This is a genomic window from Rhizobium sp. RAF36 (assembly GCF_052114105.1).
GTDB lineage: Bacteria > Pseudomonadota > Alphaproteobacteria > Rhizobiales > Rhizobiaceae > Rhizobium.
On sequence record NZ_JBFREC010000001.1, the window covers coordinates 891,643 to 917,537 of the forward strand.

Sequence of the window (25,895 nt, forward strand, 5' to 3'; positions counted from 1 at the left end):
CGGCTATCCCTTCGCCAATTCCGCCAATTGCGTCATGATCACGGCTGCGCCTTGCAGCCGTTTTTCCGGCGTCGGCAGGTCGCGGGTCAGGAACAGGCTGTGGTCCGGGCGGATCTTCGCCATCGAGCCCTGCTTGGCAATGTAGCCGACCAGGTTTGCCGGATTCGGGAATTCCTTATTGCGGAACTGGACGACGATGCCCTTCGGCCCGGCATCCAGCTTCTCGACATTGGCGATGCGGCAGAGCGACTTCACGTAGACGATCTTGAGAAGATGCTGGACCTCGATCGGCATCGGGCCGAAGCGGTCGATCATCTCGGCGCCGAAGCCGTCGATTTCCTTGAGTTCGGTGATTTCGCCGAGGCGGCGATAGAGCGCCATGCGCAGATGCAGATCGGGAACATAGTTGTCCGGGATCATCACCGGCGTGCCGACGGAGATTTGCGGCGACCAGCCGGTATCGGCAATCTCGTCGATGCCCTTCACTTCCGCAACCGCTTCTTCGAGCATCTGCTGATAAAGCTCGAAGCCGACCTCCTTGATATGGCCGGACTGCTCCTCGCCGAGCAGGTTGCCGGCGCCGCGGATATCGAGGTCGTGGCTGGCGAGCTGGAAACCGGCGCCCAACGTATCCAGCGATTGCAGCACCTTCAGGCGGCGTTCGGCGGTCGCCGTCAGCACCTTGTTGACCGGCAGCGTGAAGAGCGCGAAGGCGCGCACCTTCGAACGGCCGACGCGACCGCGCAGCTGGTAGAGCTGCGCGAGACCGAACATGTCGGCGCGATGGACGATCAGCGTATTGGCGGTCGGCACGTCGAGGCCCGACTCGACGATCGTCGTCGATAGCAGCACGTCGTAACGGCCTTCATAGAAGGCATTCATGATGTCTTCGAGCTCGCCGGCCGGCATCTGGCCATGGGCGACGGCCACCTTCAGCTCCGGCACGTCGGATTGCAGGAAGGCGTGGACGTCTTCCAGATCAGCGAGGCGCGGGCAGACGTAGAAACTCTGACCGCCGCGGTAATGCTCGCGCATCAGCGTTTCGCGGATCACCAGGCTGTCGAAGGGCGAGATGAAGGTGCGGACCGCCATGCGGTCGACCGGCGGCGTGGTGATCAGCGAGAGCTCGCGCACCCCGGTCATCGCCAGCTGCAGCGTGCGCGGAATAGGCGTAGCCGAGAGCGTTAGGACGTGAACGTCGCTCTTCAGTTCCTTCAGGCGTTCCTTGTGCTTGACGCCGAAGTGCTGTTCCTCGTCGATGATCAGCAGGCCGAGATTGGCGAAGTTGATACCGGCGCCGAGCAGCGCGTGAGTGCCGACGACGATATCGGTCTTTCCGTCGGCGACTTCCTTCTTGGTCAGCGCCAGATCCTTGGAGCCGACAAGGCGCGATGCCTGCTGGACGCGGATCGGCAGGCCGCGGAAGCGCTCGGAGAATGTCTTGAAATGCTGGCGCGACAGCAGCGTCGTCGGCACGACGACCGCGACCTGGACGCCATTCATCGCCGCGACGAAGGCCGCGCGCAACGCCACTTCGGTCTTGCCGAAGCCGACGTCGCCGCAGACGAGGCGATCCATCGGACGGCCGGCGGCGAGATCCCCGCGCACGGCCTCGATCGCCGTGTCCTGATCTTCCGTCTCGTCATAGGGGAAGCGGGCAGCGAATTCGTCGTAGAGGCCCTCTGGCGTCGTCAGCACCGGCGCATGGCGCGTCAGGCGTTCGGCGGCGATGCGGATCAGCGCATCAGCCATATCGAGCAAGCGCTTCTTGAGCTTGGCCTTGCGCATCTGCCATGCGCCGCCGCCGAGCTTGTCGAGGCTGGCTTCAGTTCCCTCGCCGCCATAGCGCGACAGAAGATCGATGTTTTCGACCGGCAGGAAGAGCTTGGCCTCATCAGCATATTGCAGCTCGAGACAGGCATGCGGCGCGCCGGCGGCCTCGATGGTTCTGAGGCCGATGAAACGGCCGATACCGTGTTCTGCGTGGACAACGATCGAGCCTTCGTCGAGACCCGCCACTTCCGAGATGAAATCGGCGGCGCGCTTGCGGCGCTTCGAGCGGCGCACCATGCGGTCGCCGAGAATATCCTGTTCGCCTATGACGATCAGATCGCCGGTCTCGAAACCGGCTTCCAGGCTGAAGACGGCCGCGGCCGCCTCGCCCTTCCCAAGGCTGCCGATATCCTTCAGCGCCTCGATCGGCTTGACGCGCTCCAGGCCGTGCTCGTTCAGCACCTGGAGGAGCCGCTCCAGCGAGCCTTCCGTCCAGGCGGTGATCAGCACCTTGGCGCCGCCGGCGCGCTTGTCGGCGATATGCTTGACGACGACGTCGAAGACGTTGACGCGCTCGGCATTGTCGGCGCCTTCCGCGTTGGAACGCGCCCAGCGCTCGCCTTGGCGGGCATCGATGTTCACGACGCGGCGCGCTTCGCCCTCATGCTCGTTGAAGGGCGACATGCGGATGGTGTTGAAGGCATCCAGAGTTGCCGCGAAAGTCTTGCTGTCGAGATAGAGCTGGCCGGGGGTAACAGGCTTGTAGGGTGTCCCCTGCGACATCTGGCCCTTGGCTGGCTGGCCGGAACTGAGGCGGGCATCGTAATAGTCGAGAACCAGCTTGGAACGCTCTTCGGCCGCTTCCCGAACCGTGTGGTCGGTCACGAGCTGGAAACCCTTCAGGTAGTCGAAGACGGTATCGAGCTTCTCATAGAAGAGCGGCAGCCAGTGTTCCATGCCCGGATAGCGGCGGCCTTCGGAGACGGCCAGATAGAGCGCATCGTCGCGGGTCGCGGCACCAAAGGACGAGAGATAATTCTTGCGGAAGCGGCTGATCGTATCCGGGGTGAGCGTCACCTCACTCATCGGATTGAGATCGAGCGAGCGCACCTGCCCCGTCGTCCGCTGGCTGGCCGGATCGAAGCTGCGAATGCTCTCCAGCGTATCGCCGAAGAAATCGAGGCGAACAGGCTCTTCCGAGCCCGGCACGAAGACATCGAGGATGCCGCCGCGCACGGCATATTCGCCGACTTCGCGCACGGTCGCGACACGATCGAAGCCGTTGCGCTCCAGGCGGCCGGCAATATCGTCCATGCGGACCTGATTGCCGGGACGGGCCGAAAACGCCAGGCTTTCAATCACATCCTGCGGCGCGACCTTCTGCAGCATCGCATTGACGGTGACGAGAACGATTGCCGCATGCGGCTTCTTCTGATGCGCGATCAGGCCGCTCAGCGCCGCCAGACGGCGCGCCGAGGTATCGGCGCTTGGCGAGACGCGGTCGTAAGGCAGACAGTCCCAGGCGGGCAGCGTGAGTACAGGGATATCAGGCGCAACGAAACTCAGCATCTGCTCCAGATCGGCCATACGATGGCCGTCCGAAAGCACATAGGCGACCGGGCGGCCGGCGCGCGCCAGTTCGGCCAGCAGCATCGGCTCCATGCCTGCAGGCACGTTGCCGATCGTCAGCGGCTCGGCGGCGGCTGCGAGCTTCTTTGCATCAAATCCTGAAATCATTCCGGTTTCCTGGAGGCGGTATCGGCGGGATATTCGAAGTCCGGCTTGAAGGCGGCGATGCGTTGGAACATCGGCGTCTGGAAACGCTCCGGTACCGGCCAGGTTCCCATCACCCAGCGCACCAGATCGTTGTCTTCCTCGCCCATGATGGTCTCTAGCTCATCGAGTTCGGCGTCCGAGAGTGTGGCGATCTCGGCTTCGGCGAACTGGCCGAAGACCAGATCCATCTCGCGCAGCCCCCGGTGCCAGCAACGGAACAAGATCCGGCGGCGGCGCGGATCAAGTCCGGCGCTCGAGAGTGTCACACCTGTCATGGCAGTACCTTCCTGTTGATGCGCCTCTATAGACCCTCGAAAGCAGCTTGTCAGCCTTGCCAAGGCCCTATTGTTCATCGCATTTTGCCGCCATGCGTCCCACCATTCTCGATCCGCTGTTTTCTCCCGTTTCGGCTCTTGCAGGCGTCGGTCCAAAGATCGCGGAACTGCTGGTCAAGCTGCTCGGCCGCGAGACGCCCGAGGATACGCGGATCGTCGATCTGCTGTTTCATGCGCCGTCTTCAATCGTCGACCGGCGCAATCAGCCGGGCATCGCGCGGGCGCCACAGGGCGCGATCGTGACGATCACCGGGCGGGTCGACCGACATCAGGCGCCACCGCGCGGCAAGAGCAACATTCCCTATCGGGTGTTCCTGCATGACGAGACCGGCGAGCTTGGCCTCGTGTTCTTTCGCGGGCAGGCCAACTGGCTGGAGAAGCAGCTGCCGCTCGATGAAGAGGTGACCGTCAGCGGCAAGGTCGACTGGTTCAATGGCCGTGCGACGATGGTGCATCCCGATTACATCGTGAAGGCGAGCGAGGCCGAGAACCTGCCGCTGGTCGAGCCTGTCTATCCGCTGACCGCCGGCCTATCGCCGAAGACCCTGCGCAAGATCATCGAAGGCGGCTTGCCGCGGATGCCCGAGCTTCCGGAATGGATCGATCTGGCCCTGACGCAAAAGCAGGCCCTGCCGACCATTCGTGACAGCTTCCATATGCTGCACGAACCGCAGGATGCGGCCGATATCGATCCGCAGGCGCCGGCGCGCCGGCGCCTTGCCTATGACGAATTTCTGGCTGGCCAGCTGTCGCTCAGTCTCGTCCGGCAGCGGTTGCGCAAAGTCTCCGGTCAGCCCGTAAGTGCTACCGGAGAAATCAGCGGCAAGATATTGCAGTCTCTTCCCTTTTCTCCCACCGGAAGCCAGACGCAGGCAATCGCCGAGGTACTGAAGGACATGGCGAGCGAAGACCGGATGCTGCGCCTCCTGCAGGGCGACGTCGGCTCCGGCAAGACGCTCGTGGCGCTGCTCGCGATGGCGGCGGTGCTCGAAAGCGGCGGCCAGGCGGTGCTGATGGCGCCGACGGAAATTCTGGCGCGGCAGCATCATGCGACGATCTCGAAATTCGGCGCAGCTGCCGGTCTTCGCATCGAGGTGCTGACCGGCCGCACCAAGGGGCGCGAGCGCGAGGACATTCTTGAGCGCATTGCCTCCGGCGAGGCGCAGATCATCATCGGCACCCATGCGCTGTTCCAGGATAGCGTCAGCTACAAGAACCTGATGCTGGCGGTTGTCGACGAGCAGCATCGCTTCGGTGTTCACCAGCGGCTGCGGCTGACAGCCAAGGGCATCTCGCCGCACATGCTGGTGATGACCGCGACCCCCATCCCGCGCACGCTGGTGCTCGCCGCCTTCGGCGACATGGATGTCTCGAAGCTCACCGAGAAGCCGGCGGGGCGCAAACCGATCCAGACGATCACCATTCCGAACGAACGTACCGGCGATATCGTCCAGCGGCTGAAGAGCGCATTGGCCGAGGGCAAGAAAGCTTATTGGATCTGCCCGCTGGTGGAAGAATCCGAAGAGCTGGATCTGATGTCCGCCGAAGAGCGGCATTCGACACTGACCTCGGCGCTCGGCCCCGGTATCGGGTTGATTCACGGGCGCATGAGCGGGCCGGAAAAAGATGCCGTGATGATGGCGTTCAAGAACGGCGAGATCCGGCTGCTGGTGGCAACAACCGTCGTCGAAGTGGGCGTCGACGTGCCCGACGCGACGATCATGGTCATCGAGCATGCCGAGCGTTTCGGGCTCGCGCAGCTGCACCAGCTGCGCGGCCGCGTTGGACGTGGCGACGAGGCGTCGACCTGCATCCTGCTCTACAAGGGGCCGCTCGGGGAGACAGGGCACGCGCGGTTGACGATCATGCGGGAGACCGAAGATGGCTTCCGGATCGCCGAGGAGGATCTGAAGCTGCGCGGTGAAGGCGAATTGCTCGGCATCCGGCAATCCGGAACACCCGGTTTTCGCATCGCCAGCCTGGAGGCGCATGCCGACCTGCTGGAGATCGCCCGCAAGGACGCAGCCTATCTGATCGAGCGGGATCCGGAACTGACCAGCGAGCGCGGACAGGCGGTCCGCACCCTGCTCTACCTATTCCGGCGCGATGAGGCGATCCGCTTTCTTCACGCGGGCTGAGAGCTTCGGCTTGACGCTCGGCTGCGGTTCTGCGCCCGGGATGACCGGCAGATGTTCGGGCGTGACCAGGCCGCCTGATATCAGCAGCTTGGCGCCATCCTCGGCGCTCATGTCCAGCACGAGGATCTTTTCCCGTGGCACGAAGATCAGGAAGCCGGCGGTCGGCACCGGCGTCGGCGGCAGGAAGACGCTGACCATGTCCTTGCCCATCGCATTGAACTTCGAGGCAATCTCGCCCTTGGCATCGGTGGCGATGAACACCAGCGACCAGAGCCCGGCGCTCGGATATTCGATCAGTCCGACCTTCTTGAAGGAGTTGCTGCGCTCCTTGAGTACGGTCTCGAAAATCTGCTTCACGCTCTTGTAGATGCTGCGCACCAGCGGCACGCGGCGCACCAGCGATTCGCTGAACTGCACGATCGTCTGGCCGATCAGGTTCTTGCCGAGAAAACCGATGATGGTGATGAAGATCATCGCGATCAGCAGGCCGGAGCCCGGGACCGCGAAATTCAGGTAGCTGTCCGGATCATAACGGGCCGGAATATAGGGTTTCACCCAGCTGTCGGCCCAGCGCACGACAGACCATGTCAGCCACAGGGTGATAGCGATCGGCGCGCAGATGATCAGGCCCGCGAGGAAGTTGTTTCTGATGCGCGTTGCAATCGGCAAACGGGGAATCTTGTTCGTCATCGCTGGCGATGAACTCCCTTGAGTCTATCGGCTTTCGTGATCCGGCGCTCCCCCGTACCTTCGAAACGAAGCTGCCAGAATTCGGTTCCCCGGACAAGCCTCGTCCGGGGATTTCCAGGTTCACTCCACCGTGACCGACTTTGCAAGGTTGCGCGGCTGATCGACATCGGTGCCCATGAAGACGGCCGTGTGATAGGCGAGCAGCTGGATCGGCAGCGAGAAGATCATCGGGGCGATGATCTCATCGACGTTCGGCAGGGTGATGGTAGCCATGGTCGGCAGCTTCGAGGCGCCGGCACCGGCCTCGTCAGTGATGAAGATGATACGGCCGCCGCGGGCTGCTACTTCCTGCATGTTGGAGACCGTCTTGTCGAAGAAGCGGTCATAAGGGGCGATGACGATGACCGGCATGTTCTCGTCGATCAGTGCGATCGGCCCATGCTTGAGTTCGCCCGCCGCATAGCCTTCGGCGTGGATATAGGAAATTTCCTTGAGCTTCAGCGCGCCTTCCATCGCCAGCGGGAAGCTGGTGCCACGGCCGAGATAGAGCACGTCGCGGCACTTCGAGAGTTCGCGGGAAAGGCTCTCCATCTGCGGCTGGATGAGGTTCAGCACGCGGCTCATGATGCGCGGCATCTCAGCCAGATGCTTGACGAGCTCCTTTTCGTCCTTGGCGGTCAGCGTGCCACGAGCCTTGGCGGCGCCGAGCGCCAGCGAGGCAAGCACGGCCAGCTGGCAGGTGAAGGCCTTGGTCGAGGCAACGCCGATTTCCGGACCGGCCATGATCGGGAAGACGGCATCGGATTCGCGGGCAATCGTCGATTCCCGGACGTTGACGACAGCGCCGATCTTCAGTCCGTTGTCCTTGCAGTAGCGCAGCGATGCCAGCGTATCGGCGGTCTCACCTGACTGGGAGATGAAGAGCGCAGCCTGTGTCGGTTGAAGCGGCATTTCGCGGTAGCGGAACTCCGAGGCAACGTCGATCTCGACAGGCAGGCGCGCATAGCGCTCGAACCAGTATTTGCCGACGAGGCCGGCAAGATAGGCCGTGCCGCAGGCGGAGATCGCCAGGCTGCTGACCGACTTGAAATCGATACCTGCGGCGTTGGCGCCGACAGTGTTGTCGGCGAAGTTTACGTAGTGGCTAAGCGCGTGGGAAATGACCTCCGGCTGCTCATAGATTTCCTTCTCCATGAAGTGGCGGTGATTGCCCTTGTCGACGACATAGGCTGTTGCCTGGGAAATCTGGCGCGGGCGCTTGACGACGTTGCCGCTGAAATCGAGGATCGTCGCGCCGTCGCGGGTGATGATCGCGCAGTCGCCGTCGACGAGGTAGGTGATCTCGCTGGTGAAGGGAGATAGCGCAATGGCGTCCGACCCCAGGAACATCTCGCCCTTGCCGTGACCGATGGCGAGCGGCGGGCCCGAGCGGGCAGCCATGATCGTGTTCGGATGATCCTTCAGCATCACCGCCAGCGCGAAGGCGCCGGTGACGCGGTTCAGCATCTTCAACAGTGCTGCCTGCGGCTGCAGGCCTTCGCGCAGATATTTCGCCATCAGGTGGGCGATGACCTCGGTATCGGTCTGGCTTTCAAAGACCGAACCTTCGGCGGTCAGGTGATCGCGAATTTCCGAGAAGTTTTCGATGATGCCGTTATGAACGACGGCGACGCCGCCGACGAAATGCGGATGGGCGTTGGTTTCGTTCGGAACGCCATGCGTTGCCCAGCGCGTGTGGGCGATACCAACAGTGCCCGGCAACGGTTCCGAATCGAGGCGCTTTTCAAGATTGAAGAGCTTTCCTTCGGCGCGGCGGCGATCCATGACGCCGTCATGAACCGTGGCGACACCGGCCGAGTCATAGCCCCGGTATTCCAGGCGCTTCAGCGCATCGACCAGACGCCCGGCAACCGGCTTGCTACCGACGATCCCAACAATACCACACATGAAATTATCCCCAACCGCTTCGAAATAGTGACGCCACTCCTATCGATTTATTCTTATTTCTCAATCGGTCAGGCGGTCACTTTGGATTTCGGCCCGTAACTCAGCCCTTGGCCTTCTTCTGAGCCTTGATCGCCAGCGCCCGCTCGCGCAAAACCTTCGCACGCTCCGGCTTTATTTCCTGGCGCGCACGTCCAAATGCAAGCGCTTCGTCCGGAACATCATCGGTGATGACGCTACCGGACGCAATGTAGGCGCCATCCCCAATCCGGACAGGTGCGACCAGCGAACTGTTCGACCCAATGAAGGCGTTGGCACCGATCCTGGTCTCGTGCTTGTTCACCCCATCGTAATTGCAGGTGATGGTCCCTGCCCCGATATTGGTGTGAGCGCCGACGACGGCGTCGCCGATATAGGTCAGATGGTTGACCTTGGCGCCCTCGGCGATCTTGCCATTCTTCACTTCGCAGAAATTGCCGACCTTCGAGCCCTCGCCGAGATCGGCGCCGGGGCGCAGGCGTGCAAACGGGCCGACCGTGGCGCCGGCGCTGACATGGGCGCCCTCGATATGCGAGAAGGCGTGAATGACGGCGCCGCTGTCGATCGTCACACCGGGTCCGAAGATGACGTTCGGTTCGATCAACGCATCCTGGCCGATCACCGTGTCATGCGACAGGAAGACGGTTTCAGGCGCAATCATCGATACGCCTGACAGCATCAGTTCGTGGCGGCGGCGCTCCTGCCAGAGGCGCTCGATGTTAGCGAGCTCGGCGCGGTTGTTGCAGCCGGTCATCTCGACTTCCGGCGCATCGACAGCCGTCACCCGTCCGCCCAGCGAACGGGCGATCTCGACGAGGTCGGTCAGATAGTATTCGCCCTTGGCATTGCTGTTGCCGATCCGGGAAAGCAGATCCAGCGCCTTGCGGCCGTTGATGGCCATCAGGCCGCTGTTGCACCAGTTTACGGTGCGCTCGGCATCGGTCGCGTCTTTTTCCTCGCGGATGGCAATGAGTTCCCCGTCCTTGACCAGCAGACGACCGTAGCCTGTCGGCTTATCGGTATGGAAGCCGATGACGACGATGTCGCTGCCATCGGCAAGCCCCTGACGTGCCGCCTTCAGCGGTCCATCGGTCTGCAGCGGAACATCGCCGTAGGTGACGAGGATGTCGTCATAGCCGCGGGCGATCGCCTGGCGGGCAGCGAGCACCGCATGACCGGTCCCAAGCCGCTCCTTTTGCAGATGCGCTTCTACGGCAACGCCGCTGACCGATGCGGCTTTTGCCACTTCGTCGGCATCGCGGCCGACGACGAGCGCGACCGACGAAATGCTGGCCTTCGACACGGCATCGACCACATGGGCGATCATCGGCCGGTTGGCCACCGGATGCAGAACCTTCGACTTCGAAGACTTCATGCGGGTGCTGTCACCGGCGGCGAGGATGACGGCAAGGCAGGTGCGTTCCATATGCAGGCTCCGGGAATCCGTTGTTCGACGCTTTTGCTGTGACATAGCAGCAAGGCGAAGCGGCGACAAAGATGAAAAATGGATTACGCCGCTAGGCCGAGGCGCGGCTCATCGTGAGGAAGGCTTCGTGGACGTGATCGCGACCATCGATGATGACGTCTTCCATCGCCTTGCGGGCACCGGCAACATCGCCGGCGGCGATCGCATCGACGATCCGCATATGGGTATCGGCGATATTCGAGAAGCCGTTCTGCGATGGCGGTGTGCTGATGCGGAACATGCCGACAAGGGCTGCCTCGATCAGGCTGCCGAGCGTGCGCATGAAGGGATTGTGCGAGGCATCGGCGACCGCCAGATGGAATCGGAGGTCGGCGAGCGCCAAGCTCTCGGTGGTGTGGCCGGGTTCCGCCATGACCAGTGCCAGTTCGCGCAAATGTGCGATATCATCGCCGGTGGCGCGCTCGGCGACGAGGCCAGCCGCGAAGGGCTCGAATGCCAGGCGGATATCGTAGAGCTGCAGCAGGAATTCTTCGGTGGCGCCGTTATCGAAGTGCCAGGCGATGATCTCGCTGTCGAACATGTTCCAGAGGTTCTTCTCTGTCACACGCGTTCCGACGCGCGCCTTGGCAACGACCATACCCTTGGCGGCAAGCGTCTTCATGGTTTCGCGAAGCACCGTGCGGGAGACCTTGAAGCGCTGGGCGAGCTCCACGTCACCGGGCAGGATCGAACCGACCGGATATGTTCCGGCGACCATGGCTCTGCCAAGCTCGTCCACGACCTGTGCGTGGCTTGTCCGTGTCTTCCGTCCCGTTCTGCGGGTATCAATCATTCTGTTGCGCAAGCAACACGTCCTCCGTCAGGCATACCTCTTGTTCAGGCTGGAAAGGAACAGAATGGCCTTCTGCATCAGAATGAATGCAAAGAGCAGAAGCCCGATCAAGATCTTCGTCCACCAGCTCGACAGGGTCCCGTCGAAGGTGATGTATGTCTGAATGAGCCCCTGTATCAGGAGACCGATGAAGGTCCCTGCTACAAATCCTGCACCCCCAGTCAGCAGCGTCCCTCCGATGACGACCGCTGCGATGGCATCGAGCTCGACGCCCACCGCTGCAAGGGAATAACCGGCCGAGGTATAGAGAGAAAAAACGATTCCGGATAGGCCCGCGAGAAAGCCTGAAAGCGCATAGATCTGGATGGTCGTCTTGGCGACCGGAACCCCCATCAGCTCAGCCGTCTGCACTCCGCCGCCAAGCGCATAGACGTTTGCGCCGAAGCGGGTGCGATGGGCGACGAAGATGCCGGCGATGAAGATGATGAGCATGATGCCGCCGATCAGCGTCAGGCGGCCGCCGCCCGGAAGGCGGTAGTAGATGCTTGTCAGCGTAGAATAGTAGTCATGCTCGATCGGGATGCTGTCGATCGACAGCACGTAAGACATGCCGCGCGCCAGGAACATGCCGGCGAGCGTGACGATGAAGGGCGGCATCTTCAGATAATGGATCACCGCTCCCATCAGCCCGCCGAAGATAGTGGTGATGACCAGCACCAGCACGAAGGCGAGCAGCGGGTGGATGGAGGTGTCGCGCAGAATGACGGCGAGGAAGACGCCGGTGAAGGCGATGACCGAACCGATCGACAGATCGATGCCGCCGGAAATGATGACGAAGGTCATGCCAACGGCGGCGATGCCGAGAAAGGCATTGTCGGTCAGAAGGTTTCCGGCAACACGCGTCGACAGCATGTTGGGATACTGCAGCGCGCAGGCCGCATAGGCCAGGATGAAGATGACGATGGTCGCGAGCAGCGGCAGGTATCGGGAATTCATTTCGGCTGCTCCGCTCTGGACTTGCGGCTGATGAAGACGGCGGCAGACTGCAGTGCCGGCGACTGTATGATTAGGATCACCAGGATGATCACCGCCTTGATGATGAGGTTGAACTCCGGCGGGAAGCCCGACAGCAGGATGCCTGTGTTGACCGACTGGATGATCATCGCGCCGATCAGCGAACCGAGAATGCTGAACCGCCCGCCGAGCAGCGAATTGCCGCCGACGACGACAGCTAGGATGGCATCGAGCTCCAGCCAGAGCCCGGCGTTGTTGGCATCCGCGCCCTTGATATCGGCGGCGACGATGATGCCGGCGATGGCCGCGCAAAGGCCGCTCAGCATATAGACAGCCATCAGCAAGACAGGTGTACGAACGCCAGAAAGCGTGCTGGCTCTGCGATTTATGCCGACTGCTTCAACCAGCATGCCAAGAGCGGTGCGGCGAACCAGCGCGATAACGATCGCCCCGGCTACCAGCCAGATGACGACGGGCATCGGCAGGAAGGCAAAGGAGCCGCTGCCGAAGAAGATCAGGCCGGGATCGTTAAAGGTCATGATCACGCCTTCGGTGATCAGCTGGGCGATGCCGCGGCCGGCGACCATCAGCACCAGCGTGGCGATGATCGGCTGGATATTGAGGACGGCAACCAGGAAGCCATTCCACACGCCGCAGAGCAGACCGACGACCAGCGCGGCGATCAGCGTATAGCCGAGCGAGTTTCCTGAGACGATCGAGGAAGCCGCGACCGCACCGCAGATGGCGATGACGGCACCGACCGAGAGATCGATCCCCTTGGTGGCGATCACAAGCGTCATGCCGATCGCCAGCAGCGCCACCGGCGCCCCGCGGTTCAGCACATCGATCAAACTGCCATAGAGGCGGTCATTTTGAATAACGACATTAAAAAATTGCGGGAACATGATGAAATTCAACAAAAGAATGACAGCAAGCGCAATCAATTGCGGCGCCAGGCGTATGGCAAGCGCCTTCAGCGAGGAACTCATGCATCCTCCGTTTTCTTGTCAGCCGCAGCAATGGCGTCAACGATGCCGGATGCGGTTATGCGGTCGTCGGTCAGCTCGGCAATATGCTCGCGGTCGCGCAGCACGATGACGCGCGAGCTGTAAGCGACGAGTTCTTCCAGTTCGGATGAAATGACGATCAGCGACATGCCCTTGGCACAGAGCTCTTCGATCAGCCGGATGATCTCGGCATGGGCGCCGACATCGATACCGCGCGTCGGCTCGTCGAGGATCAGGAAACCAGGATTGGTGGCCAGCCAGCGCGCCAGAATGGCTTTCTGCTGGTTGCCCCCTGACAGCAGCCGGATCGGCTTCTCGCGGTCCGTGGTGCGGATATCCAGTGCCTTGATATATTGGTCGGCCAGAGCATTCTGCTCGCTGCGGGAGAGCGGCCTCGCCCAGCCGCGGCGCGCCTGGAGTGCCAGCGCGATATTCTCGCGGATCGACAGGTCGCCGATGATGCCATCGGTCTTGCGATCCTCGGGGCAGAAGCCGAAGCCATGGCGGATTGCCGCCCTTGGATTGGCCAGCGCCACCGGCTTGCCGTCAACTTCGGCCTTGCCGCTATCGGCATTCTCGATGCCGAACAGCAATTCCGCAGTCTCGGTGCGGCCGGATCCGAGCAGGCCCGCGATGCCGACGACTTCGCCGACGCGGACATCGAGGTCGAAGGGCTTCACCTTGCCGCGCTTGCCGTAACCTTCGAAGCGATACTTGACGGCGCCGGCGGCAATGCTGCGCTCCTTGGCGGCCTCTTCGGCATGCGCCAGTTCGCGGCCGAGCATCATCGAGATCAGCCCCTGTCGCGGTAGCTCCGCCTTGTCGCGCGTTCCGACCAGCTTGCCGTTGCGCAGCACGGTGATGCGATCGCTGATTTCATAGACCTGCTCAAGGAAGTGGGTAATGAAAACAATGCCTAATCCACGCTCCTTCAAGTTCCTGATGATGCCGAAGAGCATCGCCACTTCCTGAGTGTCCAGGCTGGCGGTCGGCTCGTCGAGGATCAGGACCTTGCCCGAGAGATCGACGGCACGGGCAATGGCGATCACCTGCTGCACGGCGACCGAGAAGCGATCGAGCTGCGCGGTGACGTCGATGGTAAGACCGTATTGTGCCAGCAGGTCGCGCGCCTGGCGGTTCATGGCGCGGTTATCCAGCATGCCGAAGCGGCGCGGCTGGCGGCCGAGAAACAGGTTCTCCGCGACGCTGAGATTGGCGAGGAGGTTGACCTCCTGATAGACGGTGCCGATGCCGAGCTTTTGAGCTGCCAGCGTATCGGCAGGATCGATGTGGTTGCCGTCGAGCGTCAGCGTGCCTTCGTCGTGGCGATAGGCGCCCGTCATGCATTTGATCAGCGTCGACTTGCCTGCCCCGTTTTCGCCGAGCAGCGCATGCACTTCGCCCTTGCGCAGCGTGAAATCAACCTTGTCCAGCGCCACCGCGCCGGGGAAGAATTTCGATATGCCTGACGCGACGAGGACGTTCTCGAAATCGTGAATCATGGTCCGGTCTTTTCCTGATATTCAGCCGTCGTGCCGTTGCAGGCGCGGGACATGATGTCCCGCGTGCAGAGGCAAGTCCGCACCGGTCCATGATGGGCCGGTGCGGGTTCAGTGCCGATCAGTAACCGAGACCCTTCTTGGACTCGTAGACCTTCTTCGGATCGTCAGCCTGGGTATAGAGCTTCGATTCCGTCTGGATCCACTTCGGCGGCGCCTTCTTGTCCTTCAGGTAGGCGTCGAGGGCGTCGAAAGCCGGGCCTGCCATGTTCGGCGTCAGCTCGACGGTCGCGTTGGCTTCACCTGCGGCCATCGCCGTGAAGATATCCGGAACCGAGTCGATCGAGACGACGAGGATGTCCTTGCCCGGCTTCAGGCCGGCTTCCTTGATCGCCTGGATGCCGCCGACGGCCATATCGTCGTTATGGGCGTAGAGGGCGCAGATATCCTTGCCGCCATTCTCCGCCTTCAGGAAGCTTTCCATGACTTCCTTGCCCTTGGCACGAGTGAAGTCGCCCGTCTGGCTGCGGACGATCTTGAAGTTCTTGTGGCCGGCAATGGCTTCCTCGAAGCCCTTCTTGCGGGCGATCGCCGGCGAGGAGCCGGTGGTGCCCTGAAGCTCGACGACGTTGCACTTCTTGTCGCCGACATTCTTGACTAGCCAGTCGCCGGCAACCTTGCCTTCGTGGATCTGATCGGAGGTGACGGCCGTCAGATAGAGATCATCCGGCGCCTTGATGGTGCGGTCGAGAAGGATGACCGGGATTTCGGCTTCCTTGGCTTCCTTCAGGACGTCGTCCCAGCCGGTTTCAACAACCGGTGCCAGAAGGATGGCGTTGACGCCCTGCGCGATGAAGGAGCGGATCGCCTTGATTTGGTTTTCCTGCTTCTGCTGAGCATCGGAGAACTTCAGGTCGATGCCGCGCTTCTCGGCTTCCTGCTTGGTGACGGTCGTCTCTGCCGCACGCCAGCCCGACTCCGAGCCGATCTGCGAAAAGCCGACGACGAGCTGGGCCGCGTTGGCCGAACCTAACATGCAGGCAGCCAAAACCGTGGCACTCAAAAGTGCAGTTTTCAATTTCATGATTGTCTCTCCCAATTGCCGCTCCTCGCGACACGTTCAAAAAATCATATAGTATTACTTTTGTAAATGGACATTTTAGCATGCGCTGCAGCAAAAAAGGCGCCCCTTTCGGAGCGCCTTTCGCAATCGCAAAAGTTGCGGCCAGATATTATTGCGGCAGCTTGTCGTCGACGCCTTCGACGTAGAAGTTCATGCCGAGCAGCGTGCCGTCATCAGCCTTTTCGCCAGCCTTCAGCCACGGCGTACCGTCCTGCTTGTTGATCGGACCGGTGAAGGGATGCAGCTCGCCGGACTTGATCTTGGCTTCGGTTTCCTCGGCCATCTTCTTCACGTCATCCGGCATGTTCGTGTAGGGCGCCATCTTCAGGATGTTGTCCTTCAGACCATCCCAGCTCTGCTCGGACTTCCAGGTGCCGTCGAGCAGCGCGTGCACGCGCTTGGAGTAGTAGTTGCCCCAGGTATCGACGATTGCCGTCAGCTGAGCCTTGGGGCCGGCTGCGATCATGTCGGATGCCTGACCGAAAGCGTGAATGCCGCGCTCTTCAGCAACCTGCATCGGCGCGGTCGTGTCGGTGTGCTGGGTCAGAACATCGACACCCTGGTCGATCATCGCCTTGGCAGCGTCGGCTTCCTTGCCCGGGTCGAACCAGGTGTTCACCCAGATGACCTTGAGCTTGAAGCTCGGGTCAACGGACTTCGCGCCCTGCTCGAACGCGTTGATACCCATGACGACTTCAGGGATCGGGAAGGAGGCGATGTAGGCCGCACCGTGCTTCTTCGATGTCTTGGCGGCGATCTGGCCGAGGATGTAGCGGCCTTCATAGAAGCGCGAGTTGTAGGTCGCGAGATTCGGTCCGGACTTGTAGCCGGTGCCGTGCTCGAACTTCACATCCGGGAACTTGGCGGCAACCTTGACGGTTGCATCCATGAAGCCGAACGAGGTGGTGAAGATCAGCTTGCAGCCCGAACGGGCGAGACGCTCGATGGCGCGCTCGGCATCCGGACCTTCCGGAACGTTTTCGAGGTAGGGCGTGTCGATCTTGTCGCCGAATTCCTTCTGGATCTGCTGGCGGCCGAGATCATGTGCCTGCGAGTAGCCGCCGTCGGTGTGCGAACCGACATAGACGAAGCAGATCTTGGTCTTGTCCGCAGCCTGAGCCGAGCCGACGCTGATCAGCGCGGCAGCGGAAGCAGCGAGTGCGAGTGCTATTTTCTTCATGGTGACCCCTGTTGGTTTTGAAGAGATTTCCGGAAACCCGTCTGATTCTTGTTCTTCTATCGCTCCGGTACGAAGGCTTTGCCAAGCGACGCGGGCGTGTTGATCAACGTCGTGCGCCGATTATGAGAAATGATGATGAGAACCACAATAGTGGCCGCGTAGGGCAGCATCGACAGGAACTGCGCCGGAATGCCGATGCCGAATGCCTGGGCGTGCAGCTGCAGAATGGTGACAGCGCCGAAGAGATAACCGCCGGCAAAGACGCGCAGCGGCCGCCAGGAGGCGAAGACGACCAGTGCCAGCGTGATCCAGCCGCGCCCGGACGACATGTTCTCCACCCATTGCGGCGTATAGACCAGCGACAGCTGAGCACCGGCCAGACCAGCGCAGGCGCCGCCGAAGATGACGGCGAGATAACGGGTGCGGATGACATTAATGCCGAGTGCATGGGCCGAGGCGTGACTATCGCCGATGGCGCGCAGCTTCAGGCCGGCACGGCTGCGGAACAGGAACCAGCTGACGCCGATCAGCAGTGCGATCGACAGGTAGAAAGTCAGGTCCTGGCGGAAGAGCACCGAGCCTATCACCGGAATGTCAGATAGGAACGGGAAGACGATCGGGCTCAACCGGATGCCGGGGACGCTGACGAAGGATTCGCCGAGCATGCCTGAGACACCGAGACCGAGGATCGTCAGCGCCAGACCTGTCGCGACCTGGTTGGCGACCAGCGTCAGCGTCAGGAAGCCGAAGAGCAGCGAGAACAGCGCGCCGGCGGCGATGCCGCAGATCAGGCCGATATAGGGTGAACCGCTCAACTGCGCGCCGGCAAAGGCCGCGACGGCACCCATGATCATCATGCCCTCGACGCCGAGGTTCAGGACGCCGGATCGCTCTGCCACCAGTTCGCCGAGCGCGGCGATGACGAGCGGTGTCGAGGCGGTGATGACGGTCAGCAGGATGGCTTCGAAGATGCTCATGCCGCACCTCCCCTGACCCGCGACCAGATGATGCGGATCTTGTAATAGATAAGCGTATCGCAGGAGAGCACGAAGAACAGCAGCAGCCCCTGGAAGACGCGCGTCACCTTGTCGGAGACGCCGATCGAAAGCTGCGCCGCCTCGCCGCCGAGATAGGTCAGCGCCAGCACCAGGCCCGAGAGAATGATACCGAGCGGGTTCAGGCGCCCCAGGAAAGCGACGATGATCGCGGTGAAGCCGTAGCCCGGCGAGATCGCCGGCTGCAGATGGCCGATCGAACCGGACACTTCCGAGATACCGGCGAGGCCTGCAAGCGCACCGGAGAACAGGAAACCGAACCAGATCATCCGCTTCGACGAGAACCCTGCAAAGCGCCCTGCCCGTTCCGATTGGCCGAGGACGACGATCTCGAAGCCCTTCAGCGTATATTTCATCATGAACCAGATAAGCACCGCGGCCACGATCGCGAAGATGAAGGCCCAGTGGGCTCGTCCGGATTCTTCCCAGATGGCCGGAAGCGTCGCCTCCGGCGGGAAGCTGACGCTTTCAGGGAAGTTGAAGCCCTGTGGATTGCGCCAGCGGCCGCGGATCAGCCAGTCGAGGAACAGCTGGGCGATATAGACCAGCATCAGCGAGGTCAGGATCTCGTTGGTATTGAAATGCGCCTTCAGCAGCGCCGGGATCGCGGCAAACAGGGCACCGCCGATGGTGCCCATGATCAGCATCAGCGGCAGCACCATCGGCGAATGCCATTCGGTGAAGACGATCGGAAGGATCGAGCCGGTGATGGCGCCGACCGTGAACTGACCTTCGGCACCGATATTCCAGTTGTTGGAGCGATAACAGACGGACAGGCCAACGGCGATCAGGATCAGCGGTGCGGCCTTGATCGCCAGTTCGTGCAGCGACCAGACCTCGAGCAGCGGCTCGATGAAGAAGGCGTCGAGCGCCTGGATCGGATCCTTTCCAAGGATCGCGAACATGATGGCACCGGCAATCAGTGTCAGTGCCAAAGCCAGCAGCGGCGAGACGAACGCGTAGAGCTTCGAGACCTGCGGGCGCTTTTCGAGTTCAATGCGCATGTGCGGCCTCCGCAGCGGGCTTGCTGTCGTGCAGGCCGCCCATCAGCAGGCCGATCTTTTCGCGCGTCAATTCGCCAGCCGGGAACGGCGGCGACAGACGTCCCTCGGAGATGACGGCGATCTCGGTTGCCACCTCGAAGATCTCGTCGAGATCCTGGCTGATGACGATGACGGCCGAACCGGCGCGCGCCAGATCGACCAGCGCCTGGCGGATGCGGCTTGCCGCACCGGCGTCGACGCCCCAGGTCGGCTGGTTGACGACGAGCACGGCCGGCTGGCGGTCGAGCTCGCGGCCGACGATGAATTTCTGCAGATTGCCACCCGACAGCGATCCGGCTGCAGGATCCTCACCGCTCTTGCGCACGTCCATCGCTTCGGAGATGCGGCGCGCGGCGTTCTTGACGGCACCATGGCGGATGACGCCCAGAAAGCCGCCGCCGAGGAACGACTTGCGGTCGGACTGGCAGCGCGCCAGGACGAGATTGTCGGAAAGCTTCATGGCGGAGACAGCCGCGTGGCCGTGGCGTTCCTCGGGAACGAAGCCTGCGCCGAGCAGGCGGCGCGCGGTGATCCCGACGTTGCCGACGGGCTTGCTGCGGATGACGACCGCCGATGGCTCGGAGACCGGATACTCGCCCGACAGCGCATCGAAGAGCTCGCCCTGGCCGTTTCCGGCAACACCGGCAATCGCGAGGATCTCACCGGAACGCACCGCAAGCGAGACATCCCTCAGAGGCATCGCGAAAGGCGTGCGCGCGGCGACAGACAGGCTGCTGACGGCAAGCTGCACCTCGCCCTTATTGCCGCGATCGGGATGGGTGACGGCTGCGACATCGCTGCCGACCATCATGCGGGCGAGCGATGCCGGCGTCTCCTGCTTCGGATCGCAGGCACCCGTCACCTTGCCGTGGCGCAGCACTGTTGCGCGGTCGCAGATGCGCTGCACTTCCTCTAGACGATGGCTGATATAGAGAACCGACCGGCCCTCGGCCTTAAGCTTGAAAAGCGTTTCGAACAGCTTGTCGGCTTCCTGCGGCGTCAGCACCGATGTCGGTTCGTCGAGAATGATCAGCTTGGGGTTCTGCAGCAATGCGCGGACGATCTCGATACGCTGGCGCTCGCCGACCGAGAGATCGGCAACATGGGCATGCGGATCGAGTGGCAGACCGTAAGCTGCCGACAGTGTGCGCGCCTCTTCGGCGATCTTGCCGATCGGAATGGTGTCAGCGAGGGAAAGCGCAATGTTTTCGGCAACAGTCAGCGCCTCGAACAGCGAGAAGTGCTGAAAGACCATACCGATGCCGAGATTACGGGCTTCGCCAGGAGAGCCGATCGAGACAGGCTTGCCTTGCCAGAGGATGTGACCTGCCGTCGGCTCCAGCACGCCGAACAGCATTTTCACCAGGGTCGACTTGCCTGCACCGTTTTCTCCAAGCAGAGCATGGATTTCGCCGGGCGCAATATCGAGGTCGATTTCATTGCAGGCAGCAAAGCTGCCGAAATGCTTGGTCAGCTTCTGGACCGACAGTAACGCACCGGACGACGGCGCATTGGATGACGACACGTTCCCCTCATTTCTCACTGTCGATCTGGCCTTGGAGGCTCTTATGGGATCAGCAGCGTAGTTCCAGTCGTTTTTCTTGCTTCCAGATCCGTGTGAGCCCGTCCCACCTCACGTAACGGATATGTTTGATTGATATTGATACGCACTTTGTTGCTCAGCACAACAGCAAATAGCGCGTTTGCACAATCCTTAAGCTCCTGCGCTGTCGCAATATAGCTGAAGAGCGTCGGCCGGGTGGCGTAGAGCGAACCGCGCTGGGCCAGTGCCGCGAGCGTGAAATTCTCAATACCGCCAGAGGATTGGCCGAAAGACGCGAACAGGCCGCGCGGCTTCAGGCAGTCCAGCGATTGCGGAAACGTGTCGCGGCCGATCGAGTCGTAAACGACATCGACGCCCTTGCCGCCGGTGATCTGCTTCACCCTGTCGACGAAGTTCTCGGTCTTGTAGTTGATGACGTGGTCATAGCCGTATTCCAGCGCCAGCTTGACCTTGTCGTCGGAACCAGCCGTGCCGATGACCGTTGCGCCAAGCGCCCTCGCCCACTGCCCGGCAATCAGACCGACGCCGCCGGCGGCAGCGTGAAACAGCAGCACGGTTTCAGGGCCGACCTTGAAGGTACGGTTCAGGAGATACTCGGCGGTCATGCCCTTCAGCATCATCGCCGCCGCGGTCTCCAGGCTGACACCGTCGGGAACCTTGACGAGATGCTTGGTCTCGACATTGCGCTCGACGCTGTAGGCGCCATCCGCACCGGCATAGGCAACGCGGTCGCCGACGGCAAAATCGGTGACACCGGGCCCGACCGCGGTAATGGTTCCTGCCGCTTCCTTACCGGGAACGAAGGGCAGATGCGGCGCCTTGTAGGTGCCGTCGCGGAAATAGACGTCGATGAAATTGAGGCCGATCGCAGCATGCTTCAACTGCACCTCACCGGCAGATGGCGGCGGCAGATCGACATCGACATATTCCAGAACCTCTGGTCCGCCGTTGCGGCTGAACGCGACTGCCTTCGTCTGTGCCATCATGCCTGTCCTTATGCCGATTTTCCGAGCGCCGGGAAAAACTGCAGCACGGCGCCGATGCAATAGAGATAGATACCGCTGATGATGAAGAGGACAACCGCCCAATGCGGCACACTGAAATGCATCAACAGCGCGTAGATGCCGATCGCCGACCAGAGGAAGAAGACGCCGAGATTGAGCGGCCGCAAACGCTTGACGCGGACCGGATGCAGGAAGCTGATCGGCAGGAAGGTCAGCACAACCGACACGGTGACGACGATCATCGCGGTCAAGGCGCTGGCATCCATGACGAACAATGTGAAGACGATCATGTTCCAGACGACCGGGAAGCCTGAGAAGAAGTACTCCTCCGTCTTCATGCCCATGTCGGCATAATAGATGGCGCTGGAGACGACAATCATGCCGGCCGCGGCGAAGGACCAGGGCTCGCCGATCATGCCGCTCTGATAGAGTGCGAAGGCCGGCAGCAGCACGTAGGTGACATAGTCAATGATGTTGTCGAGCGTATCACCTGACCAGTTCGGCAGCACTTCCTTGACCCGCACCTTGCGGGCGATCGGGCCGTCGATGCCATCGACGAGGAGTGCCAGACCCAGCCACCAGAACATATCGATGAAGCGATGCTCCGCAGCGGCGACGACACCGAGAAAAGCCAGAAACGAGCCGGAAGCCGTCAGAATATGGACGGAAAAGGCGCGCATCTCCGCATAGGGCACGCGCTTGTAATTGAAAATCTTCATGTTTCCCCGTACCGCCTGCCGCCCCCATTACTACCGGGCGCGTTTTGGCCTTAATATGCATCCTTTGTCCCGCTCCGCCAGATCAAAAGCGACATCGGCCCACAGGCCATTGAATCCTGACAATGACATGCATATTTCCCTTCAACTGCGTGCTGGAGAATGGATTGCCTTTAATTTCCGCCGGATTTGTAATATCTGCCTCGCACAGAACTACAGTGCGACGAATACGGGATCCGATACCGAAATGAACGCCCCTGCAAAGACCGAAGACTTCGCCTCCTCCATTCCGGCAAACGTCTATGCCGAAACGGTGCTGAGCGTCACGCATTATACCGACCGGCTGTTCCGCTTCACGATGACCCGGCCGCAGGGCTTCCGTTTCCGCTCCGGCGAGTTCGCGATGATCGGCCTGATGGTCGAAGGCAAGCCGGTGTTCCGCGCCTATTCGATCGCCAGCCCCGCCTGGGCCGAAGAACTCGAGTTCTTCTCGATCAAGGTTCCCGATGGTCCGCTGACGTCGCATCTGCAGGGCATCCAGCCCGGCGACCAGGTGCTGATGCGCAAGAAGCCGACCGGTACGCTGGTTCTCGATGCGCTGACCCCCGGCAAGCGTCTCTACATGTTCTCGACCGGCACCGGCATTGCGCCCTTCGCCAGCCTGATCCGCGATCCCGAGACCTATGAGAAGTTCGAGGAAGTCATCCTCACCCACACGACCCGCGACGTGGCCGAGCTGAAATACGGCTTCGACCTCGTCGACGAAATCCGCAATGACGAACTGCTCAGCGAAGTCGTCGGCGACAAGCTGCGCCACTACGCGACCGTGACCCGCGAGGACTTCGAGCGCACCGGCCGCATCACCGACCTGATTGAATCCGGCAAGCTGTTCACCGATCTCGGCATTCCGCCGATCGACCCGGCCATCGACCGCGGCATGATCTGCGGCTCCTCGGCGATGCTGAAGGACACCAAGGAATTGCTGGAAAAGGCTGGCCTTGAAGAAGGCGCCAACAGCAAGCCGGCCGAATTCGTCATCGAGCGCGCCTTCGTCGGCTGATACGCACAACTGGATTTCAGAGGAAAAACGGCTCCGGAAACGGAGCCGTTTTCATTTCTGGCTGAGATAGTCGATCAGCACCACCATGGTGTCGCGCGCCTCATCGGTGCGGGCCTCGCGGATCGCCTCAATCGTTGCGACATGCAGCGCGATGGAACGCTCCATACGCGAAGGATTGGCCGTCGAGTACCAGATACGCCGCGAATGCGTCTGCACCGGGCCGAGTGCCGCGGTGATGAACTGGTTCGGGCAGGCCTCTTCGAGGATTTCGTCGAAGGCCTTGTCGGCGGCAAAGAAGGCGGCGAGATCGCCGCTGTCGGCGCAGCCGCGCATGGCGCTCTCGCACGCCGCCAGCGCATTTCGATGGTCATCGCCTGCATGTTCGGCGACCAGGGAAGCGGCAATCGGCTCCAGCTCCCGGCGCACCTGCATGACGCTTGCATGATCCCCCGGCGCAATCTCGGCGATCTGCAGGCCGACGCGCGGGCGCACCACGATGAGGCCCTGCCAGGCAAGCTTCTGGATCGCCTCGCGAACCGGGGTGCGCCCGTGGCCGGTCATGTCTATCAGCTGCCGTTCCGTCACCAAGGCACCCGGCTTCAGCGCAAGCGTGACGATCGCGTGCTCCAGCGCCAGATAGGATTGGTGACTTTGCGAGTTCTGCATCAGGCGATCCGCTGCAAGTTACTGATATATCATCCCTCGCATGCCTTTCGAGCGATGACAAGATCACAGATGCGAACGGCAAATCAAAGACGCATCACTCATGACGCAGGGCCTCGATCGGGTTCAGTTGCGCGGCGCGACGAGCCGGAAAATAGCCGAAGATCATGCCGATCGCTGCCGAGAAGGCAAAGGCGACGCCGATCATCAGCGGGCTGACGACGAAGGGAACCTTGAGCAGGGTCACCGAGACGAAGCCGATCCCCATGCCGAGCACGATGCCGGTGATGCCGCCGAAGAGCGACAGCGCGACAGCCTCGACGAGGAACTGCATCAGCACCTGCGTTTCCAGCGCGCCGATCGCCAGGCGAATGCCGATCTCGCGGGTCCTCTCGGTGACCGAAACAAGCATGATGTTCATGATGCCGATGCCGCCGACGAGCAGGCTGATGGCCGCGACCGCGCCGAGCAGGCCGGTCAGCAGCGTCGTCGTGCCGGTCATCGCCTCGGCGATCTGCGTCATGTCGTTGACGTTGAAATCGTCCTCGCGACCGGGAATGATCTTGCGCCGCTCACGCAGCAGGTTCTCGGTCTCGTCCTGGATCTTCGACGTCGCGACGCCGTCACGGGCCGAGATGACGATCATCTGCACGTTGGCATTGGCCTTGCCGCCGATGCGGCGCTGGTAGACCTTCACCGGCATGATGACGACGTCGTCCTGGTCGTTGCCCATGCCCGACTGGCCGCGCTTGGCGAGAACGCCGATGACGCTGCAGGACACCTTGCCGACGCGGATCTGCTGGCCGGTCGGATCGGCTGCTCCGAAGAGCTGCGAGCGTACGGTCTCGCCGAGAATGCAACGCGCCCTGCCGCGTTCCTCCGCCGCATCGAACGTGCGGCCAAGGGCCATGTCCCAATCCTGCGCCACGAAATAGTCGTTGGTCGTGCCCATGACGCTGGTCGAATGGCTCTGGCCCCCATAGATGACCGTCGCGGTCGTCTGGTTGAGCGGGGCAACGGCGCGCAGGCCGCCGACCTGATCGCGGATCGCCTCGACGTCCTTGACCGTGAAGCGGCGCGCTTCGGTACTCGCACGTCCGGGACCGAACTGGCCGGGCCTTGCGAACAGCATGTTGGTGCCGAGGCGCTGCAATTCAGTGGTGACCTGGGCCGTCGTGCCGTTGCCGATCGTCACGAGGGCGATGACGGCGGCAACGCCGATGACCACGCCGAGCACCGTCAGGAACGAACGCAGCATGTTGCGGGTGATGGCCCGCAGGGCAAGTTTCAGCGTCTCAAGAAACATGGCCTGCCCTCGCCTGATGCACGGTTTCGGTTTCGAGCTTGCCATCGACGAACCGCAGCAGCCGTTGCGCATAGGCGGCGATGTCAGGCTCGTGCGTGACCATGACGATGGTTATCCCCTGCTCCCGGTTCAGCCGGGTCATCAGGTCCATGATCTCGACGCTGGTCCTGGTGTCGAGATTGCCGGTCGGCTCGTCGGCGAGCAGCAGCGCCGGCTCGGTGACGATGGCGCGGGCGATGGCGACGCGCTGTTGCTGGCCGCCGGAGAGTTCCTGCGTCTTGTGGTTTTCGCGGCCCGACAGGCCGACCAGCTTCAACGCTTCCCTGGCCCGCTCGTGGCGTTCGCCGGCCGCCATGCCGCGATAGATCAGCGGCAGCTCGACATTCTCGACAGCTGAGGTGCGCGACAGCAGGTTGAAACCCTGGAAGACGAAGCCCAGCATGTGGCGCCGCAACAGGGTCAGCTGGCTGCGATCGAAGCCGCCGGTCGAGATGCCCTGAAAGACATAGTCGCCCGATGTCGGCACATCGAGGCAGCCGAGGATATTCATCGCCGTCGATTTGCCGGAGCCTGAGGGCCCCATGATAGCAACGAATTCATTGGCATTGATGATCATGTCGACATGGTCGAGCGCGCGGATTGCCGCCTCGCCCTCGCCGTAGACTTTCGAGACCTGCTTGAATTCCAGAAGCGGCGGATTGCTCATCG

At 61.9% G+C, this 25,895-nt stretch carries 21 protein-coding genes; 2 read left to right on the forward strand and 19 right to left on the reverse strand.

The window, feature by feature from the left end:
- Positions 1 to 3: 3 nt before the first annotated feature.
- Together mfd and AB4Z25_RS04465 are read right to left on the reverse strand one after the other, a co-directional pair.
- Entirely contained in the window at positions 4 to 3,510 is a 3,507-nt protein-coding gene (gene mfd / locus AB4Z25_RS04460) for a transcription-repair coupling factor (RefSeq protein WP_442207876.1), read from the reverse strand.
- Entirely contained in the window at positions 3,507 to 3,824 is a 318-nt protein-coding gene (locus AB4Z25_RS04465) for an FAD assembly factor SdhE (RefSeq protein ID WP_112387412.1), read from the reverse strand. Before AB4Z25_RS04465 ends, mfd begins: the two co-directional genes overlap by 4 nt.
- A gap of 92 nt (positions 3,825 to 3,916) precedes the next feature.
- On the opposite strand from AB4Z25_RS04465, the gene recG reads away from it, so the two are divergent.
- Positions 3,917 to 6,022, forward strand: coding sequence for an ATP-dependent DNA helicase RecG (gene recG / locus AB4Z25_RS04470; RefSeq protein WP_112539450.1), 2,106 nt, complete (start codon positions 3,917 to 3,919; stop codon positions 6,020 to 6,022).
- On the opposite strand, the gene AB4Z25_RS04475 is transcribed toward recG, so the two are convergent.
- From AB4Z25_RS04475 to pcsA, 14 genes are all read right to left on the reverse strand, one after another.
- Positions 5,978 to 6,712, reverse strand: coding sequence for a DUF502 domain-containing protein (locus AB4Z25_RS04475; protein WP_112518464.1), 735 nt, complete (start codon positions 6,710 to 6,712; stop codon positions 5,978 to 5,980). The genes recG and AB4Z25_RS04475 overlap by 45 nt on opposite strands.
- Positions 6,713 to 6,832: 120 nt before the next feature.
- Complete coding sequence (gene glmS, locus AB4Z25_RS04480; protein WP_112539452.1) at positions 6,833 to 8,659, reverse strand: glutamine--fructose-6-phosphate transaminase (isomerizing); 1,827 nt, start codon at positions 8,657 to 8,659, stop codon at positions 6,833 to 6,835.
- Between the two features lie 100 nt (positions 8,660 to 8,759).
- Positions 8,760 to 10,121, reverse strand: a complete 1,362-nt coding sequence (gene glmU, locus AB4Z25_RS04485) for a bifunctional UDP-N-acetylglucosamine diphosphorylase/glucosamine-1-phosphate N-acetyltransferase GlmU (RefSeq protein WP_112539454.1) — start codon at positions 10,119 to 10,121, stop codon at positions 8,760 to 8,762.
- Positions 10,122 to 10,212: 91 nt separating this feature from the next.
- A complete protein-coding gene (locus tag AB4Z25_RS04490; RefSeq protein WP_405049648.1) occupies positions 10,213 to 10,953 on the reverse strand; it encodes a FadR/GntR family transcriptional regulator in 741 nt (246 codons plus the stop codon).
- Between the two features lie 27 nt (positions 10,954 to 10,980).
- Positions 10,981 to 11,949, reverse strand: coding sequence for a galactofuranose ABC transporter, permease protein YjfF (yjfF, locus tag AB4Z25_RS04495; protein ID WP_112539456.1), 969 nt, complete (start codon positions 11,947 to 11,949; stop codon positions 10,981 to 10,983).
- A complete protein-coding gene (locus tag AB4Z25_RS04500; RefSeq protein WP_112539458.1) occupies positions 11,946 to 12,956 on the reverse strand; it encodes an ABC transporter permease in 1,011 nt (336 codons plus the stop codon). Before AB4Z25_RS04500 ends, yjfF begins: the two co-directional genes overlap by 4 nt.
- A complete protein-coding gene (gene ytfR / locus AB4Z25_RS04505) occupies positions 12,953 to 14,476 on the reverse strand; it encodes a galactofuranose ABC transporter, ATP-binding protein YtfR (protein WP_112539460.1) in 1,524 nt (507 codons plus the stop codon). The genes AB4Z25_RS04500 and ytfR overlap by 4 nt, the downstream gene beginning before the upstream one ends.
- A gap of 118 nt (positions 14,477 to 14,594) precedes the next feature.
- The gene (ytfQ, locus tag AB4Z25_RS04510) at positions 14,595 to 15,557 is read right to left on the reverse strand and encodes a galactofuranose ABC transporter, galactofuranose-binding protein YtfQ (protein ID WP_112539462.1); all 963 of its coding nucleotides are present in this window, start codon (positions 15,555 to 15,557) and stop codon (positions 14,595 to 14,597) included.
- Between the two features lie 148 nt (positions 15,558 to 15,705).
- A complete protein-coding gene (locus AB4Z25_RS04515; RefSeq protein WP_112443912.1) occupies positions 15,706 to 16,776 on the reverse strand; it encodes a BMP family ABC transporter substrate-binding protein in 1,071 nt (356 codons plus the stop codon).
- Between the two features lie 56 nt (positions 16,777 to 16,832).
- Positions 16,833 to 17,753: an ABC transporter permease gene (locus AB4Z25_RS04520; RefSeq protein WP_112539464.1), complete on the reverse strand. Its 921-nt coding sequence runs from the start codon at positions 17,751 to 17,753 to the stop codon at positions 16,833 to 16,835.
- Positions 17,750 to 18,835 (reverse strand): ABC transporter permease, encoded by a 1,086-nt coding sequence (locus tag AB4Z25_RS04525; RefSeq protein WP_112539466.1) that lies wholly within the window; start codon positions 18,833 to 18,835, stop codon positions 17,750 to 17,752. Before AB4Z25_RS04525 ends, AB4Z25_RS04520 begins: the two co-directional genes overlap by 4 nt.
- Positions 18,825 to 20,399 carry an ABC transporter ATP-binding protein gene (locus tag AB4Z25_RS04530; protein WP_112539468.1) on the reverse strand — a complete coding sequence of 525 codons (1,575 nt, stop codon included), beginning with the start codon at positions 20,397 to 20,399 and terminating at the stop codon, positions 18,825 to 18,827. The genes AB4Z25_RS04525 and AB4Z25_RS04530 overlap by 11 nt, the downstream gene beginning before the upstream one ends.
- Positions 20,400 to 20,440: 41 nt before the next feature.
- Entirely contained in the window at positions 20,441 to 21,421 is a 981-nt protein-coding gene (locus tag AB4Z25_RS04535; RefSeq protein WP_112539795.1) for a quinone oxidoreductase family protein, read from the reverse strand.
- 11 nt (positions 21,422 to 21,432) lie between these two features.
- Entirely contained in the window at positions 21,433 to 22,161 is a 729-nt protein-coding gene (gene pcsA / locus AB4Z25_RS04540; RefSeq protein ID WP_112539471.1) for a phosphatidylcholine synthase, read from the reverse strand.
- A 244-nt stretch (positions 22,162 to 22,405) separates the two neighbouring features.
- Here pcsA and AB4Z25_RS04545 point away from each other — a divergent pair, with 244 nt between their 5' ends.
- Entirely contained in the window at positions 22,406 to 23,218 is an 813-nt protein-coding gene (locus AB4Z25_RS04545) for a ferredoxin--NADP reductase (protein WP_112539797.1), read from the forward strand.
- 51 nt (positions 23,219 to 23,269) lie between these two features.
- Here AB4Z25_RS04545 and AB4Z25_RS04550 read toward each other — a convergent pair whose 3' ends face one another.
- The 3 genes from AB4Z25_RS04550 to AB4Z25_RS04560 form a co-directional block, all read right to left on the reverse strand.
- Positions 23,270 to 23,884 (reverse strand): GntR family transcriptional regulator, encoded by a 615-nt coding sequence (locus tag AB4Z25_RS04550; RefSeq protein WP_112539473.1) that lies wholly within the window; start codon positions 23,882 to 23,884, stop codon positions 23,270 to 23,272.
- Between the two features lie 94 nt (positions 23,885 to 23,978).
- Positions 23,979 to 25,187 carry an ABC transporter permease gene (locus AB4Z25_RS04555; RefSeq protein ID WP_112387428.1) on the reverse strand — a complete coding sequence of 403 codons (1,209 nt, stop codon included), beginning with the start codon at positions 25,185 to 25,187 and terminating at the stop codon, positions 23,979 to 23,981.
- On the reverse strand, positions 25,177 to 25,893 hold the full coding sequence (locus AB4Z25_RS04560) for an ABC transporter ATP-binding protein (RefSeq protein ID WP_112539475.1): 717 nt from the start codon (positions 25,891 to 25,893) through the stop codon (positions 25,177 to 25,179). The genes AB4Z25_RS04555 and AB4Z25_RS04560 overlap by 11 nt, the downstream gene beginning before the upstream one ends.
- Between the last annotated feature and the right edge of the window lie 2 nt (positions 25,894 to 25,895).

Excerpts from the sequence above, each read along its gene's own strand:
- mfd (WP_442207876.1), bottom strand. The coding sequence starts at position 3,510 with ATGATTTCAGGATTTGATGCAAAGAAGCTCGCAGCCGCCGCCGAGCCG.
- AB4Z25_RS04465 (WP_112387412.1), bottom strand. The coding sequence starts at position 3,824 with ATGACAGGTGTGACACTCTCGAGCGCCGGACTTGATCCGCGCCGCCGC.
- recG (WP_112539450.1), top strand. The coding sequence starts at position 3,917 with ATGCGTCCCACCATTCTCGATCCGCTGTTTTCTCCCGTTTCGGCTCTT.
- AB4Z25_RS04475 (WP_112518464.1), bottom strand. The coding sequence starts at position 6,712 with ATGACGAACAAGATTCCCCGTTTGCCGATTGCAACGCGCATCAGAAAC.
- glmS (WP_112539452.1), bottom strand. The coding sequence starts at position 8,659 with ATGTGTGGTATTGTTGGGATCGTCGGTAGCAAGCCGGTTGCCGGGCGT.
- glmU (WP_112539454.1), bottom strand. The coding sequence starts at position 10,121 with ATGGAACGCACCTGCCTTGCCGTCATCCTCGCCGCCGGTGACAGCACC.
- AB4Z25_RS04490 (WP_405049648.1), bottom strand. The coding sequence starts at position 10,953 with ATGATTGATACCCGCAGAACGGGACGGAAGACACGGACAAGCCACGCA.
- yjfF (WP_112539456.1), bottom strand. The coding sequence starts at position 11,949 with ATGAATTCCCGATACCTGCCGCTGCTCGCGACCATCGTCATCTTCATC.
- AB4Z25_RS04500 (WP_112539458.1), bottom strand. The coding sequence starts at position 12,956 with ATGAGTTCCTCGCTGAAGGCGCTTGCCATACGCCTGGCGCCGCAATTG.
- ytfR (WP_112539460.1), bottom strand. The coding sequence starts at position 14,476 with ATGATTCACGATTTCGAGAACGTCCTCGTCGCGTCAGGCATATCGAAA.
- ytfQ (WP_112539462.1), bottom strand. The coding sequence starts at position 15,557 with ATGAAATTGAAAACTGCACTTTTGAGTGCCACGGTTTTGGCTGCCTGC.
- AB4Z25_RS04515 (WP_112443912.1), bottom strand. The coding sequence starts at position 16,776 with ATGAAGAAAATAGCACTCGCACTCGCTGCTTCCGCTGCCGCGCTGATC.
- AB4Z25_RS04520 (WP_112539464.1), bottom strand. The coding sequence starts at position 17,753 with ATGAGCATCTTCGAAGCCATCCTGCTGACCGTCATCACCGCCTCGACA.
- AB4Z25_RS04525 (WP_112539466.1), bottom strand. The coding sequence starts at position 18,835 with ATGCGCATTGAACTCGAAAAGCGCCCGCAGGTCTCGAAGCTCTACGCG.
- AB4Z25_RS04535 (WP_112539795.1), bottom strand. The coding sequence starts at position 21,421 with ATGGCACAGACGAAGGCAGTCGCGTTCAGCCGCAACGGCGGACCAGAG.
- pcsA (WP_112539471.1), bottom strand. The coding sequence starts at position 22,161 with ATGAAGATTTTCAATTACAAGCGCGTGCCCTATGCGGAGATGCGCGCC.
- AB4Z25_RS04545 (WP_112539797.1), top strand. The coding sequence starts at position 22,406 with ATGAACGCCCCTGCAAAGACCGAAGACTTCGCCTCCTCCATTCCGGCA.
- AB4Z25_RS04550 (WP_112539473.1), bottom strand. The coding sequence starts at position 23,884 with ATGCAGAACTCGCAAAGTCACCAATCCTATCTGGCGCTGGAGCACGCG.
- AB4Z25_RS04555 (WP_112387428.1), bottom strand. The coding sequence starts at position 25,187 with ATGTTTCTTGAGACGCTGAAACTTGCCCTGCGGGCCATCACCCGCAAC.
- AB4Z25_RS04560 (WP_112539475.1), bottom strand. The coding sequence starts at position 25,893 with ATGAGCAATCCGCCGCTTCTGGAATTCAAGCAGGTCTCGAAAGTCTAC.